Raw genomic sequence first — 15,972 nt, forward strand, 5'->3', positions numbered from 1 at the left:
AGGAGCAATTATGGAAAACCTGCTGAAAGTCCTAAAAGAGTTCTCAAAAGAAGATATAGAAAGGCTTGAATCATTTGATAGACAATACAGAGCGCTTGAGAAATTTCACAAAGAAATAAAGAATCCAGAGATTTTCCTTAAACTTATCGTAATCAACGCGCTTATGTCCTACCAACTTCAGATGAAGGGAGAAAAGTACTGGGAGACTTTCTCAGAGTTCTTCTCCAAAAACCCTGAAATCGAAAGATTTGAAGAGTTTATTAAGACTTACAACAAGCGGTTCTTGAATGCAAAACTTAAAAGACTGGATAAGGTCATAAAATGTGTCGAAAAACTCTTTTTAAACTACTCTTTAATGGATCTGGGTAAAGATTTAACTATTCTTGTGAAAGAACTTTCAGAGTGTCTCAATCAGAAAACAGACAGCAAAACAGTTGTCTTTGCTGCAAAGATGTTTATGTACGGCTACCGTATAGCTTTCGGTGAAAATCCTAAAAAGCTTGAAGAAATAGCAATTCCAATAGATTCAAGACTTTCAAAGATAAGCTCTGACAAAAACTTCTGGAAAGAACTTTCCAAAAGATCTGGAATACCTCAAATAAGACTTGATGCTGTCTTGTGGATACCAACGGGGATGGAAAAAAGCTCCTTGAAAGAACTCCCAGAGGAACTTAAATTGAAAGTTGGGAGGATTATAGAGCTTGTCAGGGAAAAGAATAGCTCTCGTGACAGCTTGCGGAAATAAAAAAGAAAAGACTCCACAAGAAGCGGGGAAACTGTACAAGTCTGCAAGGGTAAGACACCTCTACAGACGTTCAAAAGAATTAAACCTTCCACTTTTTATCATCAGTGCAAAGTACGGTCTTGTAAGCGCCGATGAGATTATAGAACCCTACAACGCAGTTATGACAGATGAGAAGTGCAAAAAGCTAAAAGAAAAGATACTGTCTAAACTAAAAGACTTTGACGTCATCATATACTATAGGGGCGGAGCTCGGAAAACCTACTTAGACTGCATCTCTAAAGTTGTAAAAGAGCTCGGAAAGGAGCTAATAGTTTTTGGTTTCGGAAATATGGGAGACATAGGAAAACTAAAAAGTATTGTGGAGAGTCTTTGTTAAACGAAAACACCTTTTTTAAGGCTATTGAAGAATTTTCAGGGAAGAAATTAAACGAAAGACAGAAGGAAGCAATCGTTTACACAAAAGGTCCTCTCAAAATTATTGCCGGTCCAGGTTCCGGTAAAACGGAGGTCTTAGTCCTTAAAGCCCTGTATCTGATAACTGTAAAAGGAGTAAATCCAAAATCCATATTTTTAGTTACTTTTACAAGGAAAGCCTCCGAGGAGTTCCTTTTAAGACTGGTAACTTATGCCGGAGCTCTAAAGGCGAAACACCCGGATCTCTCCTTTGAAGCATACGATATCTACTCTGGAACTCCCCATTCCTTAGCAATAAGGGTAATGGAAGAGTTTCAGTACAGTAAATTTGAAAAGTACAGGCTCCTTGGAGATTTTGAAAGAGAGATTTTCATCTTTAAGAACTTCTACGAAGAAACAAAAAAGGAAGAGTTCCTGCCTTTATATAAACTCTTTGAAAAAGAAGGAGACGAAGAGATTGGAGAAGAGCTCTACCTGAGACGGCTTTCTCTTCTCTCCCTTCTCTTTGAATTCATTCCTCAAAATAACATTCCCTCAAGTAAACTAATAAAAGAAGAATATCCCCCCCTCTCAATTGCTGGAAATCTTTACAGGAAATATTTCAATCTCCTCAAAGAAAACCACTATATAGATCATACCCACATAGAAAAGCTCTTTCTCCAGTTCTTAAGCTCAGAAGAAAGTAAAATTTTCATTGAAGGTGATGGAACAGATTACTTTCCAGGAATTAGATATGTCTTAGTTGACGAATACCAGGACACAAATCCCTTAGATGAGAAAATCTACTTTACCTTAGTCAGGGAAAGCAAAAAACTTACGGTTGTTGGAGACGACAATCAATCTCTCTACCGCTTCAGGGGAGCTGTTGTTGACTGCTTTATAAACTTTGAAGAGTCATGTAAAAAATATTTAGGTGAGAAAGCAGTTAAAGTGGAGCTCCTTCAGAACTACAGATCGGACAAGCAGATAGTAGCCTTTATCAACTATTTCCTGAGGAAACATAAAGACTACAGCGATTATAAATCTGCATGGAAGAAACTCTCTATTGAGAAAAAAATCCTCTTCTCATCCGGAGTTGAGGTCTATAAAACAACGGAAAACTCCGTAATAGAAATTGAGGGAAATGAAGAAGAACTGGCAGAAAAGTGCTACTATCTCGTAAAGGAACTTAAAAGCAGAGGAATTATCTCTAAGTATTCTGACGTCGTCCTTTTACTTCCGAGCACACGAGAGGATAAATTTGCCGGAAAGGTCAGAAAAATCTTTGAGAGAAGAGGAATTCCCGTCTACAATCCAAGAGCAAAATCCCTTATTTACCAGAAAGAGATTGGCGTAATGCTTGGAGCTCTTCTCAACATCCTTCCAGAAGAAGCCAATATTCCGGGCAGTTTGAAAGAGACCGTAGCTATTTGGAAAGAAACATTTGAAAGAGAAAGCTCAGAAGAGTTAAAGAAGAAAGTAAAAGAGCTCTCCTCCACCATCAACCCGGAGAACCTTAATATTCTGGAACTCTTCTACCAGCTTCTATCCTATGAACCCCTCAAAAGTTTTAAAGAGAACTTCTTAACTTCTGTAAATCTTGCAAGGTTGAGTCAGCTCATTTCATCATTTTCACAGATGGTAGAAGATAGAAACTCTTTAATTTCAGAGTTCTTCAGAACTTTCCTCTTTATTCTGTCAACCAAAAATGCAGACCTTCAGGAAGCTAAAGAGGTTCCTCAGGATATGTTTCCCCTAATGACAATTCACCAGTCAAAGGGACTGGAGTTCCCAATCGTTATCGTTGGAGATCTCGACAACATTTCTGGAAACTGGAGACTTGGAAAAACGGAAGAGCTCTTTGAAAAGTTTCTAAAAAACCACTCAAGAGATTTCAGATGGGAAAGAAGTATCATTGACGCTGTAAGAAAGTTTTATGTAGCCTATTCAAGAGCTCAATACTGCCTCGTAATTCTCAAAAAGAAAGAATTGTTACCCTACGATAAAAACAGACCCTGGAAAACAGCAGCCTTTCCCGGATTTGATCTAAGGTGGCATAAAAAATTTACAGAAAAGTTTCAAAGGAAGGTTGAGAATGATGGAAGATCTAAGGATAGAGAAACTTCTTAATGGATTTTCCAGGTTTGTGAAAGAGAAAAGAATTCTCCTTACCCAGAAGGAAAAAAGAATAAAGAACAGATATACCATTACTGGAGATATTATTTCCTACTCCATCTGTCCAAGGCAGTATGGCTTTTACAAATTTCTCGGCTATGCTCCCTCAAATCCCACACAGGAGTGGTACGGAAGTATTATCCACAGATTTTTAAAGAGAGCTCACATGTTCTTTCTAAAAACAGGAAAAGTCGTAAACGATGAAGAGATAGAGAGGATTTTCTACCTGATAGAAAAATCCATGGAAGCTGAAGGAGTAAAAGCAACGAACGAAAAGGTCAAAAGAAGTGCCTTAGAAGTTCTTAAAAAGTTTTGCCTCATTGAAGGGGAATCGTTCTTTAAATCTGTTATTGAAGCGGAGCTACGCCTTATAAAAGAACTCGACAACTTTATTCTTTACGGAATAATTGACGTCCTCAGAACAGAAGGAGAAAAAGTAGAGACATGGGACTACAAAGGAATGGAAAGACCCGATGAAACAAACCTTTACGGAAGAGAAAAACTAAATAGGTACAAAAAACAGATGTACGTCTATGGTTTTCTTTTTAAGGAAAGAACCGGAACATTTCCAGATAAAGCAGTCCTCTATTTTATGAACGAGCTCCTTAAGGAAAATTTAGAGAAAACCCAGTTCATCATTGACTTCCGGGAAGAGGAAATTCAGAATGAGGTTAAAAACTTTATTGAAGAGTTTAAAAGAATAGTGGAAGAGATAGAAGAATCCCAGAAAACAAATAACTGGAGACTTCCAGAAAACATAGATAAAAACACCTGTAAACAGTGCGATTTCAGATGGGACTGTCCACATTATCCCCAAAAACTCTAAGCTTCTTGAAAACGGGAATAACGACCAAATGAAATACTTTTTACCATACTGGGAAGATTGGGTTCACGCCGATTTTGATCCGATAAGTGATACCTACGGAAAAGGTGGCTATAGCAACTCAGTCTTTGCCCATGAAATCCTTCCTTCTCCGCCCTACGATGGAATTCTCATCAGCCTTGGTATGTTTGAGTTAAAGCTTAAACTCATCAGAGAAAATGGAAGCCCCAAAATACGCAATTTCTACAACATAAAGGAGTATTTAAGAATTCCTCAGAACTTCCCCGTTTTTGGAGACTGTGGAGCTTTCACTTACGTAAATGAAAAGTACCCTCTAATGTCCTTAGAAAAAGCTGCTGAACACTACAATTATCTCGGATTTGACTACGGTGTATCTGTAGATCACATCTGTTCAGACATTATCGTCGTAAAGTCTGGTGAAGAGAAAAAGTTTTCATTCATTGATGCGAAGGAGGTTCGTGGAGGAAATTTAAAACTCTTTCTCTCTCAAGAAGAGCTTGAGTTCAGGCGGCAGTTGAGCCTTAAAAACGCAAAGAAGTTTATAGAGTTTTCAAAAAACTGTAACTTTACTCCTGTTGGAGCAGCTCAAGGGTATTCTGTAGAAACCTACATAGACAGTATCAAAAAGCTCATAAACTACGGCTACAGGTATATTGCTGTTGGAGGGCTTGTTCCGAGAAAGACTTCTTTTATCTCGGCTCTCCTTGATGCTATTCACGAAAAAATTGACCTTTCAGGCATCAGGTTGCACCTTCTTGGCATTCTCAGGGAAGAACTCCTTTCTAAAATTGTTAGCTATGGAATTTACAGCTTTGACAGTGCCTCATACTTCAGGAAGGCATGGTTAAGGGCTGACCAAAATTACTTAGGAGTAGATGGCAAGTGGTACGCTTCCATAAGAGTTCCAGATTGCCACAATCTTAGACTCAGGAAAAAAATACTAAGTTCTGGACTGAAATTTGAGAGTTTCGAAAAGATGGAACAGAGAATTCTTAAAGGTTTGAGAGATTATGACAGAGGAAAACTTAAAGAAGTTGATAGCCTCTTAGAGGAAATCATGAACTACGACAAACTTTTCTTCAGAGACGACTTTAAGGAGGAAAAATATTCAAAACTTTACAGGGAGCTCCTTGAAAGTAAAATCTGGAAGGAATGCAACTGTGAAATATGCAGGAGTTTGGGTATAGACGTTGTCATCTTCAGGGGAAGCAACAGGAATAAAAGAAGAGGTTTTCACAACACTCTACGGTTCTACAGGAGATTCAGAGCTCTCTTAGAAAAACAACCTACAAAAGTTGTTTATTAGTCTTCCTTTCTTACAACACCAAGAATGTCCTCTTCCTTCACTTTATCATCCTCCACACTCTGTGAAAGCAGAACCAAAAACTCCTTATTACCTTTTGGACCTCTTGGTTTTGAGAGAGTCAGATTCTCAGGATAAAGTCCAATTTCCCGTGCAAAGCTCAAAATCTTCTCTATTGCTTTTTTATGAAGCTCTGGATCTTTTATCACTCCTTTTCCTTTATCAACTTCTTTCTTAGTTAACTCAAACTGTGGTTTTATGAGAGCAACGATTTTTCCTTCTGGCTTTAAGAACTGCTTCACTACAGGCAAAATCTTTGTAAGTGAAATGAAAGAAACGTCAATCACTATCAAATCAACCTTTTCTGGTATTTCCTTGTCAGTCAAATAGCGGGCGTTGAACTGTTCAATCGAGATTACTCTTGGATCATTTCTCAGTTTCCAGTCAAGCTGACCCTTTCCAACATCCACAGCATATACTTTTTTAGCTCCATGCTGGAGAAGACAGTCAGTAAATCCTCCGGTGGATGCTCCAATGTCAAGACAGGTGAAATCCTTTACATCAAGTCCAAACTCATTTATAGCAGTCTCTAATTTTAAACCACCCCTTGAGACATAAGGGATATCCTCTCCTTTAACTTCTATAACAGAATCGGCTGGCACAGAAGCACCAGCCTTATCGACAACCTGACCGTTTACAGTAACCTTTCCAGCCATAATGAGGGCTTTTGCCCTTTCTCTACTCTTAACAAGTCCCCTTTCAACAAGGAGTTTATCTAACCTTTCTTTCTTTGCCATCAGTTAATAAGCCTCATTATGTCGTTGTAGAAAACAATAATCATTAGAAAAGCAAGAATTGCAAATCCAACTTGCTGAAACTTCTCCCTGAATTCGGGAGAGAGTGGCCTTCTTCTTACTATCTCAATCAGGAACATCAGTATCAGTCCACCGTCAAGGACTGGAAGAGGAAGGAGGTTGAAATAACCAAGCTGAAGGCTTATGAATCCCATGAAGTAGAGGAAGCTTGATGTTCCAGCCTCTGCTGCTTTCCCTGCAACTTCTGCGATCATTATCGGACCGCCAAGGCTCTTCACTGAAGCTTCTCCCGTAATTAGCTTATGGAGAAACTTAAAAAATAGAGCAGACTGGGATTTAAACTCTTCAACTCCCTTCTCAATTGCTTCCGGCAGGGAATACTTAACGAACGTCATATCCATCTTTGGGATTATTCCAATTGTATAGCGTTTGAACTCTTCATTAAAGTTAGGAGTAACTGTAATTTCCAGCTTTTTACTATTTCTAAGAATCAAAATCTTTATCGGTTTTCCATTGCTTCCTGAAATTGTCTTAACTACCTGCTCCCAACTTGTTATGTCTTTTCCATTAATTGCAAGAATTATGTCTCCAGGTTTCAATCCAGACTTTTCCGCAGGTGAACCGGGAACAACCTTTCCAACTATTGGCTTAATCGCAGGAACAATGTCAAGGGTTCCTATTCCATTTTCCTCTTCTACTCCTGTATGAACCTTTACATCTAAGGTTTCACCATCTCTCTTAATTTTGAGAGTTAATTCTTTGTCTGGATTGAGTGCTACAATCTGTGAAAAGTCCTTCCAGTTTTTGACTGGTTCACCATTGACAGAGATAATTACGTCTCCGGACTTCAAAGGAATTTTTTCCGAAAGAACAGTTCCAACCTTTGCCATCTCAAACTGATAGGTGGGGACATAGCGACCAATTGAGTAGGTGGCTGCAAAGAGGACAATTGCCAGAATAAGGTTCATAAGAGGACCAGCAAGTGCAATAACTATCCTCTGCCATGGAGGCTTCGCGTAGAAATCGTAAGGGTTCTTTGCCGGTTCATCGGGATTTTCTCCAGACATTTTGACATATCCACCAAGGGGAATAAGGCTAACTGTAAACTCTGTACCGCAGCAGTTAAACTTGAATAGTTTCGGGCCAAAACCAATAGAAAAGGTTTCTACTTTTACTCTAAAAAACCTTGCAGCAAGGAAGTGTCCAAGCTCGTGGACAAAGATAAGAATTCCAAGGACTATAACAAAGTAAAGAAGTGTCTGCATATAGCCTCCAGAAGGTGTTTTGTGATTAATTTACTCGTTTAGTTGAAAAATACAATTGACCTGAGTGCATCTTCCCCAGAAACCTCACCCCTCTTTACGGCAAACTCTTTTTCGTGGAGTGTTTTTAAAAGGAGAAGGAGCCCCTGAAGACTCCTCTTCTGCAAGATAACTCTATACTTCTGTAAAACATCTTTTGGAAGTTTCACTTGATTTCCACCAGCCAAACTAACAATCTGCCTCAGTTGAGTCTGAAGAAGCCCAATGATTGATAGTGGTTCACCGCCGGAGCTCAGAAGAGTTTCCAGTTGTCCTATAAACTTTCTTTTATCTCCATCTAATAAGGGAAAAATCAGCTCAAAGATATTTACTTTACCGCTTGAAAAGAGCAATAGCTTCACAGTCTCCGGAGTAAGCTCTCCGGGATAGAGAATCAGCTTATCCGTCTCATTTCGGAGCTCCCTCAAATCTGTTCCGACAGTCTCAACTATGAGCTTTAGAATTTCAGGCGTTATCTTTTTCCCGGCAGAGTCAAACTTCTTCTTAATCAGGGAGTAAATCGCCTTTTCACTGTACTTTTCAGAAACAACAACAGTATCTACCAACTTCTGAATCTCAGAAAAGAGCTCGCTTTTGAGTTTTCTATAATCCAGCTCTTCCATAGAAACGAGGATAAACTCATCGAGACTTGAAAGAAGTCTTAAAAATTTCTTCTTATCTGCCTTCTTCCTCAAAACTTCATTTAGTTTTTCAACGTTTAAAACTGCAAGAATGGGCGAACTGCCAAAGAGTGAAGTCCCTGTGAAATTAAAGACTTCATCAAAGTTTTCATCGGCGTAAAATTTCTCAATACTCTTGAGCTCTGAAATTCTCTTTAAGAACTGCTCAGTAAGGTATGACTCCTCTCCATGTACCAAGACCTTTTTAAACAGCAGCCTTCCGGACTTAAGCTGCTTTAGAGCTTCCTGTACCTTAACTGTTTTCATTACAACTCTTGTTCTACTTTTATCAAGTTAATAGATTTGGGATTCGTTGGACATGCATGAATGCATCTACCACAGCCAAGACAACTCTCTTCGTGAAACTCAGGATAAGCAAAATCCACCAGAGTTATGGCTTTATCCATCTTAGGACATGACCAGTAACAGGTCTGACAGAAGATATCCTGATAGGCAACACACCTATTTCTATCAAGCTTTGCAACGTATTTGAACTTCTTAAGGTTTTCTTCACTCAGAGCTCCCGATGGACAGGCTTCAATACAAGCATAGCACCTTTCACAGAAGTTACTTTCAAAGTTCATAAAAGGCGTATCGAGAACTATCGGATTCATCTCCTTTACTCTATCAAGAACTCCCGTCTGACACGCCTCTATACACCTTCCACACTTTGTGCATAGGGCAAGGAAGGTATCCTCATCACCACTTCCAGGAGGTCTTACGAATACCTTATTGGGCTTTGCTACTTCGTATGTAAACTCAGCAGCAGCCTTTGCAACAGAATCAGCAAGCAGTTTAAAGAACCTTCTTCTGCTCATGGTAATCTACCCTTCTTGTATCTTCTATAAATAAGAAATCCCAAAATCAAAACTACCCCAACTACCGTAAAGATAATGTTCAAATTGTGAAGAACAAACTTTTGTATCTGTGGACCGTAGAAGTAGAAAAGAGCCGCTTCAGAAAAGAACCTGAGTCCTCTTCCTATTAGAGAAAAAACTATTAGCTTTTTTAAGCTTGCAAAGAGAACTCCAGAAGTTACAGTAAAGACCTTATACGGAATCGGCGTAAACCCTGCAAGGAGAATGATTAAGCTCTCATAAGACCCATAGAGCCTGTGAACTTTTTTAACCTTCTCTTCCCCAAAAAACTTAAAGGCTAAAGGCTTTCCACCAAAATATCCGAGGTAATATCCAGCAACACCACCAAGTGAAGATAACAGAGTGGCAACAAGAGCATAGAGAAAAGCGTTCTGAGGATCTGCCATGCAGAGTGTAATCAGAAGAACATCGGGTGGAATAGGAAAAAATATAGCTTCAATAAAGGCATTAAAGGCAAGGCCATAAATTCCATACCGTAGAGCAAATTCCTGCCAGTAGTGAAGACTTAAAAATTCCATTTTCGCCTACCAACTGTAGTTTTTGAGGACTTCAAGAGCTCTATAATCTGTAAGGTCAAGGTGAACTGGAGTTATCGAAATATAGCCATTCTTTATAGCCCAGTAGTCTGTTCCAGGCTCAGCCTTCCAGTTTGGCTCCTCTCCCCCTATCCAATAGTAAATCCTTCCCCAAGGGTCTCTTCTTTCCTCAACTTTCTCAGTGTAAGCCTTCTTCCCCTGTTTTGTAATCTTGATTCCCTTTATTTCTTTATACGGAAGATTTGGAATGTTAACGTTAAGACAACATTTTTCAGGAATTCCTTGCTCATAAGCTTTTAAAACAATCCTCTTTGCCCAACGAGCTGCAGAATCCCACTGAAAGTTTTTAAAGGTAGCAAGTGAAAATGCTATAGATGGAATTCCAAGCAATGCTCCTTCCATTGCTACTGAAACTGTCCCTGAATAAGTAATATCTTCTCCAAGATTTGGACCTCTGTTTATTCCGCCGATTATCATGTCAGGTTTTTGACCATTCATTATTGCATGAACACCTATATAAACACAGCTTGTCGGAGTTCCGTCAACGGCGTACCAGTTTTCATCCACTTGCTCACATCTTAAAGGTCTGTGGAGAGTCAAAGCCCTTCCAACAGCACTCCTTTCCCTGTCTGGAGCTACAACGATAACGTCTGCAAACTCTGAAAGCTCTTCATATAAAACTTTTAACCCTTCTGATCTTATTCCATCATCGTTTGAAAGCAGTATTTTCAATTTTTTTTCCATTATCCAGTTTCCCCCATAAAGACCCATCTGATTATACCTACAACCTCAACTACACCATAAATCAAAGAACTGATCATAATTCCATACTGCTTTGTTAGATATCCGTAAGTGGCATACATAAATGAGGCAACAAGAGCTATTGAAAAATCTATACCCGGAAACCCTATTGCAGTAATCAAAAGTGCAACGATACCTGTTACAGATGCTGCTATCTCAAGAGCTTTTTGAAACCTGGTTCTTTCCAAATTCTACTCCTTTAAATGTTTGAGGATTAAAATATAGGTAAATCCTTTTAAATTCCAGATGTTTTAAATTTTGTGGAGGACTAAATTGAAAAAATTTAAGCTAACAACGACTGTCAGAGCTTCCGGCTGAGGAGCAAAGCTAAGCCCGGTCGGGCTTGAAAAGATACTTGGCAGTCTTGATATACCAAGGGATAAAAACGTTTTAATTGGAATAGAAACGGCAGAAGATGCCGGCGTTTATAAGCTGACGGATGATATTGCTCTTGTCCAGACGGCAGACTTCATTACGCCGGTGGTTGATGATCCCTTTGTTTACGGTCAGATTGCCGTTGCCAATGCCCTTTCAGACGTTTACGCAATGGGAGGAAAACCCGTAACTGCAATAAACCTTGTCATGTTTGCAAGCTGTAAGGTGCCTATGGGATACCTGCCGAAAATTCTTGAAGGTGGAGCATGCAAACTCGTGGAAGCTGGAGTTTCTCTAATTGGTGGACATACGGTTGATGACCTTGAAACCAAATATGGGCTTTCGGTTACGGGAATTGTCCATCCGAAGAAAGTAGTTAGAAACTCAACAGCAAAGCCTGGAGATATCCTTATCTACACGAAACCTCTTGGAATTGGTGTTCTCACAACTGCAATAAAGGCAGATATGGCAAAGCCTGAAGAGATAAAAGAAGTATCAGAGGTTATGACAACCTTAAACAAGGCTGCCTCTGAGGCAATGGTTGAAGTTGGAGTAAATGCATGCACAGATATAACAGGTTTTGGATTCCTTGGACACCTTTATGAAATGGTAAAGTTTAGTGAAGTTGGTGCTGAAATTTATACGGAAAACTTGCTCTTTGTAAAAGGTGCAAGAGAATACGCCTCAATGGGACTCCTTCCAGCAGCAACCTACGAAAACGTTGACTACGTAGGTGATTTTGCCGAATTTTCAGAATCTGTTGACGAAGATACAAGGATACTCCTCTACGACCCTCAAACTTCAGGAGGTCTTCTGATAGCTGTTCCAGAAGAAAAGGCAGATGAGCTTATAGCTAAACTGATAGAAAAAGGAGTTAAGTGGATTCAAAAAGCTGGTAAGATTGTTAAAGAGAGAGGAATAAAAGTTTTCTAAGAGGTTCTGTATGAAAAAAGTTGCAGTGATAAGTCTTGGATGCCCAAAGAACTTAGTTGATACGGAAAAGATGATTGGACTTCTAAAGGCAACGGGAGACGTTATTTTTGTTGATAATCTGAAAGATGCTGACGTGATAATTGTAAACACCTGTGGGTTTATTCAGCCAGCTAAGGAGGAATCAATAGACGAAATTCTTAATGCCATAGAAGAAAAGAAAGAAAATCCTGAAAAGAAGGTTGTAGTTGCAGGTTGTTTATATCAGAGATATAAGGAAGAGTTAAGAAAGGAGCTTCCTGAAGTTGATGTCTTCATCGGAGTCGACGAAATAGAGAAAAGCGTTGAAAAGATTCTAAACCAGAAGATTGCAGTCCAAAAACCTTACCTATTAAGGGAAATCCTCACTCCTCCTCACATTGCTTATCTGAAGATTTCAGAAGGTTGCTCCAATGCTTGCACCTACTGTGCAATTCCACTCATTAGAGGAAAACTTAAAAGCAGACCGATAAAAGAAGCTGTCGAAGAGGCTAAAAAGCTTGCAGATAAGGGAGTAAAGGAACTCTACGTCATAGCTCAGGATACAACTGCTTACCTATACGATAAGGGAGAAAGAGAAGGACTTATTAAATTACTTGAAGAGCTTGAAAAAATTGAGGGAATAGAGTGGATAAGATTAATGTACACCTATCCATCTCACATTTCCGATTCCCTCATTGACTTTGTTGCAAATTCAGAGAAAGTCCTGAAATATTTTGACGTTCCACTTCAGCACATTAACAACAAAGTTTTAGCTTCTATGGGAAGGAAATATACGAGGAAGTATGCGGAAGAGCTTATCGATAAACTGAGAAAGAGAATCCCGGGCATAACACTAAGAACGACTTTTATTATTGGATTTCCTGCTGAAGGAGAAAAGGAGTTTGAAGAACTTCACTCCTTCATCAAAGAGGTTGAGTTCGAATGGGCAGGCTTTTTCAAGTACTCAAGAGAAGAAGGAACAGCAGCATACAAACTCGGAGATTTACCAGAAGAGGTGAAAGAATCACGACTCAACCTGATTGAGGAAACCCAGTATTCAATCTACGAAAAGAAACACTTACAGTTAATAGGAAAGGAGTTTGCTTTAATCGTTGACACCAAGAGCGAGGAAATGCCTGGATTCGTTGAAGCAAGAAGTTACAGAAATGCTTACGAAATAGATGGAATAGTTTATTTAAAAGGTAATTTCAATCCTGGAGAGATTGTCAAAGCAGAAATTACTGGTTTAGCAAGTAATGTTGACCTAATTGCGGAGCCGATTGGTGATAAAGGTTAAACCCTTAACGGAAAAAGAAATTCCTCAGAAAGCTGCTGAGATAATTATTAAGTATCTGCCTGATGCCAAGGTTTTTCTTTTTGGTTCAAGGGCAAGAGGAACTGCTAAGCCATACTCGGATTTCGACATAGCCATAGAGTGGAAAGAAAAAATACATCTCTCTACTATGGCAAAGATACGAGAAGAACTTGACAAACTTCCAACACTTAAAAGCTTTGATTTAATAGATTTAAAGAGAGTTTCCGGTAATTTTATTGAAACTGTAAGGAAAACAGGAGTAATCCTATATGACGGTAGAAAATTTAAAGAGGAGACTTGAAACCCTACAAAAAGCTTACAAACGTTTGAAAGAGGTTTTAACCTTAGATCCTGAAGAAACCGACATAGTTATCGATGCTACTATCCAACGATTTGAGTTTACTTTTGAATTGGCATGGAAAACAATCGAAAAATTTGCAGAAACTCTAAGAGCTGGAGAATGTAACTCCGGTAGAAGTTGCATAAAGTTAGCCTATAAGCTCGGCTGGGTAGAAGATGAGGAAAAATGGCTTTCTCTACTTGAAGCCAGAAATCTTACTTCTCACACCTACGATCAGGAATTTGCTTTTGAAGTATACAAGATGATAAAAAGTGAACACAATGCTTTTGAAAATCTTATACTTTCACTTAAAAAGGAACTCGAAAATTTCATTGGAGAGGAAGGTTAATGAAACAGCAGTTTAAGGTAAACAAGACCTATGAAGAGATAAACGAAAAAATTAGAAAGGGTGAGGCAGTAGTCGTTACTGCCGAAGAGATGATTGAGATAGTTGAGGAATTAGGAGTAGTAAAGGCTGCAGAGGAGGTTGACGTTGTTACAACTGGCACGTTTGGTGCAATGTGCTCCTCAGGAGCGTTCTTAAACGTCGGCCACACAAAACCACGTATGAAAATGGAAGAAATCTATCTCAATGGGGTTCCAGCCTACGGAGGATTAGCTGCTGTTGACCTCTACATTGGAGCAACTGCACTGCCTGAAAACGACCCGAGAAATGAGGTCTATCCAGGAAGATTTGAGTATGGTGGAGCTCACGTAATTGAAGAGCTTATCGCCGGAGAAGATATTGAACTCGAAGCTTACGCTTACGGAACGGATTGCTATCCAAGAAGAGAGATAAAGAAACTTATCAACATAAAGACGATAAATGAAGCAATCCTCTGTAATCCCAGAAATGCCTATCAGAACTATAACGTTGCAGTAAACAGGTCATCACGAACAATCTACACTTACATGGGAACCCTCAAACCTAACTTAGGAAACGCTACCTATTCAAGTGCAGGCCAGTTAAGTCCTCTTTTGAACGACCCATTCTTTGAAACAATAGGAATTGGAACAAGAATATTCCTTGGTGGCGGTATAGGATATGTTGCATTTCACGGAACTCAGCACGCTCCATTCGGAATAAAGCGAAGCAAAAAAGGACAACCCACTGGCGGCTCAGGAACTCTCATGGTAATCGGAGATATGAAGCAAATGTCAACCGATTTTGTAAAGGCTGCTTCACTCTTAGGGTACGGTGTCTCACTGTTTGTCGGGATAGGTATTCCTATTCCAATACTCAACGAGAGAATTGCTTACTATACCTCTGTTAAGGATGATGAAATATTTGCCCCTGTTGTAGATTACTCCGTTGATTACCCATCAGGAAATGTAAAGCCAATCAAGTATGTAAGTTACGGCGAACTTCGTAAAGGCTTCATCGAAATAGACGGCAAGAAAGTCCTAACCTCGCCCCTCTCCTCCTACTACAAAGCAAGAGAGATAGCAAATATACTAAAGGAGTGGATAAAGAACGGAGAGTTTGAGATATCCAAACCTGCTGAAACACTTCCGGCTCCAGAACCGGATGTTAAGATTGAGTACAACGAAAGGAAGGAGTAAATTATGAAGTTTAAAGTTTCCGTTCCTGCATCTACCAGCAATTTAGGACCTGGATTTGATGCACTGGGATTGGCATTAACACTTTACAACGACTTTATCGTTGAACCTTCAGACTTCTACTCTGTGGAAATAGAGGGAGAAGGTGCTGAAGAGCTCCCGAAGGATGAGAAGAACCTCTTTCTTAGAGCTTACAGAAGTACAATGGAATATCTCGGATTAAATCAGCCGATAAAAGTAAAGCTTATAAACAGGATTCCCTTAGGAAGGGGTCTTGGAAGTTCTGCAACTGCAATAGTTGGCGGAATCCTTGCAGCAGAAAAAATCTCTGGAAAGAAGCTTTCACTCTCCGAAGTTATAGACGTTGCCTTTAAGTTTGAACCCCATCCAGATAACGTTCTACCCGCTTACACTGGAGGGTTTGTCGTAGCAGCGACAAACGGAGATCTATCCTATGTAAGACTCGATTTTCCTAAAGAGTTAAAGGTCATTATTGTTGTCCCTGAGCTTTTCCTATCAACTGAAGAGTCAAGATCTGTCCTTCCTGAGAATTACAACAGGAAAGACGTGATTTTCAACATTCAAAGAGTCGCGCTACTTCTCGGAGCTCTTCAGAAAAAAGACTTTGGACTTCTTAAAGAAGCAGTAAAAGATAGAGTCCATCAACCCTACCGTTGTGACCTGATACCCTCTTTCTGGGAAATACTATCAGAGGGCTATAAAGCCGGAGCTTATGCAGTTTACCTTTCTGGAGCTGGAAGCTGCATAGGGGCTTTAGCTGATAAGAACTTTGACGAAATCGGAAAAGCTATGTGCAACGTCTTTGATGCACTGGGAATAGAATCAAAATATCTTATTTTAGACGTTGATAAAGAGGGAGCAAGGATAGAGGAAGTATAAAAACTTGACCTAATACCTGCTACTGATATAAATTTACCACTCACTCTTTAATCAAGTGCG

General features: G+C 39.4%; 18 protein-coding genes. 11 read left to right on the plus strand and 7 right to left on the minus strand.

All coding sequences use genetic code 11. The features are described 5' to 3' along the window. Positions 1 to 10: 10 nt before the first annotated feature. Genes ACYQ3A_RS04445 through dpdA form a run of 5 tightly spaced genes read left to right on the plus strand, consistent with a single transcriptional unit; the run spans position 11 to position 5,463 of the window. Positions 11 to 745, plus strand: coding sequence for an N-glycosylase/DNA lyase (locus ACYQ3A_RS04445; RefSeq protein ID WP_459895905.1), 735 nt, complete (start codon positions 11 to 13; stop codon positions 743 to 745). After that, a complete protein-coding gene (locus tag ACYQ3A_RS04450; protein WP_459895906.1) occupies positions 702 to 1,121 on the plus strand; it encodes a DUF6884 domain-containing protein in 420 nt (139 codons plus the stop codon). Before ACYQ3A_RS04445 ends, ACYQ3A_RS04450 begins: the two co-directional genes overlap by 44 nt. After that, positions 1,115 to 3,268: a UvrD-helicase domain-containing protein gene (locus tag ACYQ3A_RS04455; protein ID WP_459895907.1), complete on the plus strand. Its 2,154-nt coding sequence runs from the start codon at positions 1,115 to 1,117 to the stop codon at positions 3,266 to 3,268. Before ACYQ3A_RS04450 ends, ACYQ3A_RS04455 begins: the two co-directional genes overlap by 7 nt. After that, entirely contained in the window at positions 3,234 to 4,139 is a 906-nt protein-coding gene (locus tag ACYQ3A_RS04460) for a PD-(D/E)XK nuclease family protein (protein WP_459895908.1), read from the plus strand. The genes ACYQ3A_RS04455 and ACYQ3A_RS04460 overlap by 35 nt, the downstream gene beginning before the upstream one ends. A gap of 28 nt (positions 4,140 to 4,167) precedes the next feature. Then, positions 4,168 to 5,463: a tRNA-guanine transglycosylase DpdA gene (gene dpdA / locus ACYQ3A_RS04465; protein ID WP_459895909.1), complete on the plus strand. Its 1,296-nt coding sequence runs from the start codon at positions 4,168 to 4,170 to the stop codon at positions 5,461 to 5,463. Here dpdA and ACYQ3A_RS04470 read toward each other — a convergent pair. From ACYQ3A_RS04470 to ACYQ3A_RS04500, 7 genes are read right to left on the minus strand one after another with little or no spacing between them, the layout of a single operon-like run. After that, a complete protein-coding gene (locus ACYQ3A_RS04470; RefSeq protein WP_459895910.1) occupies positions 5,460 to 6,257 on the minus strand; it encodes a TlyA family RNA methyltransferase in 798 nt (265 codons plus the stop codon). The two genes, dpdA and ACYQ3A_RS04470, sit on opposite strands and share 4 nt — an antisense overlap. Continuing rightward, positions 6,257 to 7,540 (minus strand): RIP metalloprotease RseP, encoded by a 1,284-nt coding sequence (gene rseP / locus ACYQ3A_RS04475; RefSeq protein ID WP_459895911.1) that lies wholly within the window; start codon positions 7,538 to 7,540, stop codon positions 6,257 to 6,259. Before rseP ends, ACYQ3A_RS04470 begins: the two co-directional genes overlap by 1 nt. Before the next feature lie 38 nt (positions 7,541 to 7,578). Next, positions 7,579 to 8,523 carry a DNA polymerase III subunit delta gene (gene holA / locus ACYQ3A_RS04480; protein WP_459895912.1) on the minus strand — a complete coding sequence of 315 codons (945 nt, stop codon included), beginning with the start codon at positions 8,521 to 8,523 and terminating at the stop codon, positions 7,579 to 7,581. Then, complete coding sequence (locus ACYQ3A_RS04485) at positions 8,523 to 9,074, minus strand: 4Fe-4S dicluster domain-containing protein (RefSeq protein ID WP_459895914.1); 552 nt, start codon at positions 9,072 to 9,074, stop codon at positions 8,523 to 8,525. Before ACYQ3A_RS04485 ends, holA begins: the two co-directional genes overlap by 1 nt. Next, positions 9,071 to 9,652 (minus strand): YqaA family protein, encoded by a 582-nt coding sequence (locus ACYQ3A_RS04490; protein WP_459895915.1) that lies wholly within the window; start codon positions 9,650 to 9,652, stop codon positions 9,071 to 9,073. The genes ACYQ3A_RS04485 and ACYQ3A_RS04490 overlap by 4 nt, the downstream gene beginning before the upstream one ends. 6 nt (positions 9,653 to 9,658) lie before the next feature. Further along, entirely contained in the window at positions 9,659 to 10,402 is a 744-nt protein-coding gene (gene surE / locus ACYQ3A_RS04495; RefSeq protein ID WP_459897430.1) for a 5'/3'-nucleotidase SurE, read from the minus strand. A gap of 11 nt (positions 10,403 to 10,413) precedes the next feature. Continuing rightward, complete coding sequence (locus ACYQ3A_RS04500; protein WP_459895916.1) at positions 10,414 to 10,659, minus strand: nicotinamide mononucleotide transporter; 246 nt, start codon at positions 10,657 to 10,659, stop codon at positions 10,414 to 10,416. Between the two features lie 85 nt (positions 10,660 to 10,744). On the opposite strand from ACYQ3A_RS04500, the gene selD reads away from it, so the two are divergent. The 6 genes from selD to thrB are packed head-to-tail and all read left to right on the plus strand — an operon-like array spanning position 10,745 to position 15,912. Continuing rightward, on the plus strand, positions 10,745 to 11,779 hold the full coding sequence (selD, locus tag ACYQ3A_RS04505) for a selenide, water dikinase SelD (RefSeq protein WP_459895917.1): 1,035 nt from the start codon (positions 10,745 to 10,747) through the stop codon (positions 11,777 to 11,779). A gap of 10 nt (positions 11,780 to 11,789) precedes the next feature. Continuing rightward, complete coding sequence (gene rimO / locus ACYQ3A_RS04510; protein ID WP_459895918.1) at positions 11,790 to 13,094, plus strand: 30S ribosomal protein S12 methylthiotransferase RimO; 1,305 nt, start codon at positions 11,790 to 11,792, stop codon at positions 13,092 to 13,094. Beyond that, entirely contained in the window at positions 13,081 to 13,413 is a 333-nt protein-coding gene (locus ACYQ3A_RS04515) for a nucleotidyltransferase family protein (protein ID WP_459895919.1), read from the plus strand. The genes rimO and ACYQ3A_RS04515 overlap by 14 nt, the downstream gene beginning before the upstream one ends. Next, positions 13,382 to 13,801 carry an HI0074 family nucleotidyltransferase substrate-binding subunit gene (locus ACYQ3A_RS04520; protein ID WP_459895920.1) on the plus strand — a complete coding sequence of 140 codons (420 nt, stop codon included), beginning with the start codon at positions 13,382 to 13,384 and terminating at the stop codon, positions 13,799 to 13,801. The genes ACYQ3A_RS04515 and ACYQ3A_RS04520 overlap by 32 nt, the downstream gene beginning before the upstream one ends. Then, positions 13,801 to 15,015 (plus strand): homocysteine biosynthesis protein, encoded by a 1,215-nt coding sequence (locus ACYQ3A_RS04525; RefSeq protein ID WP_459895921.1) that lies wholly within the window; start codon positions 13,801 to 13,803, stop codon positions 15,013 to 15,015. The genes ACYQ3A_RS04520 and ACYQ3A_RS04525 overlap by 1 nt, the downstream gene beginning before the upstream one ends. 3 nt (positions 15,016 to 15,018) lie before the next feature. Next, on the plus strand, positions 15,019 to 15,912 hold the full coding sequence (gene thrB / locus ACYQ3A_RS04530) for a homoserine kinase (RefSeq protein WP_459895922.1): 894 nt from the start codon (positions 15,019 to 15,021) through the stop codon (positions 15,910 to 15,912). Positions 15,913 to 15,972: the final 60 nt, after the last annotated feature.

The sequence above is a fragment of the Desulfurobacterium crinifex genome (assembly GCF_054656775.1).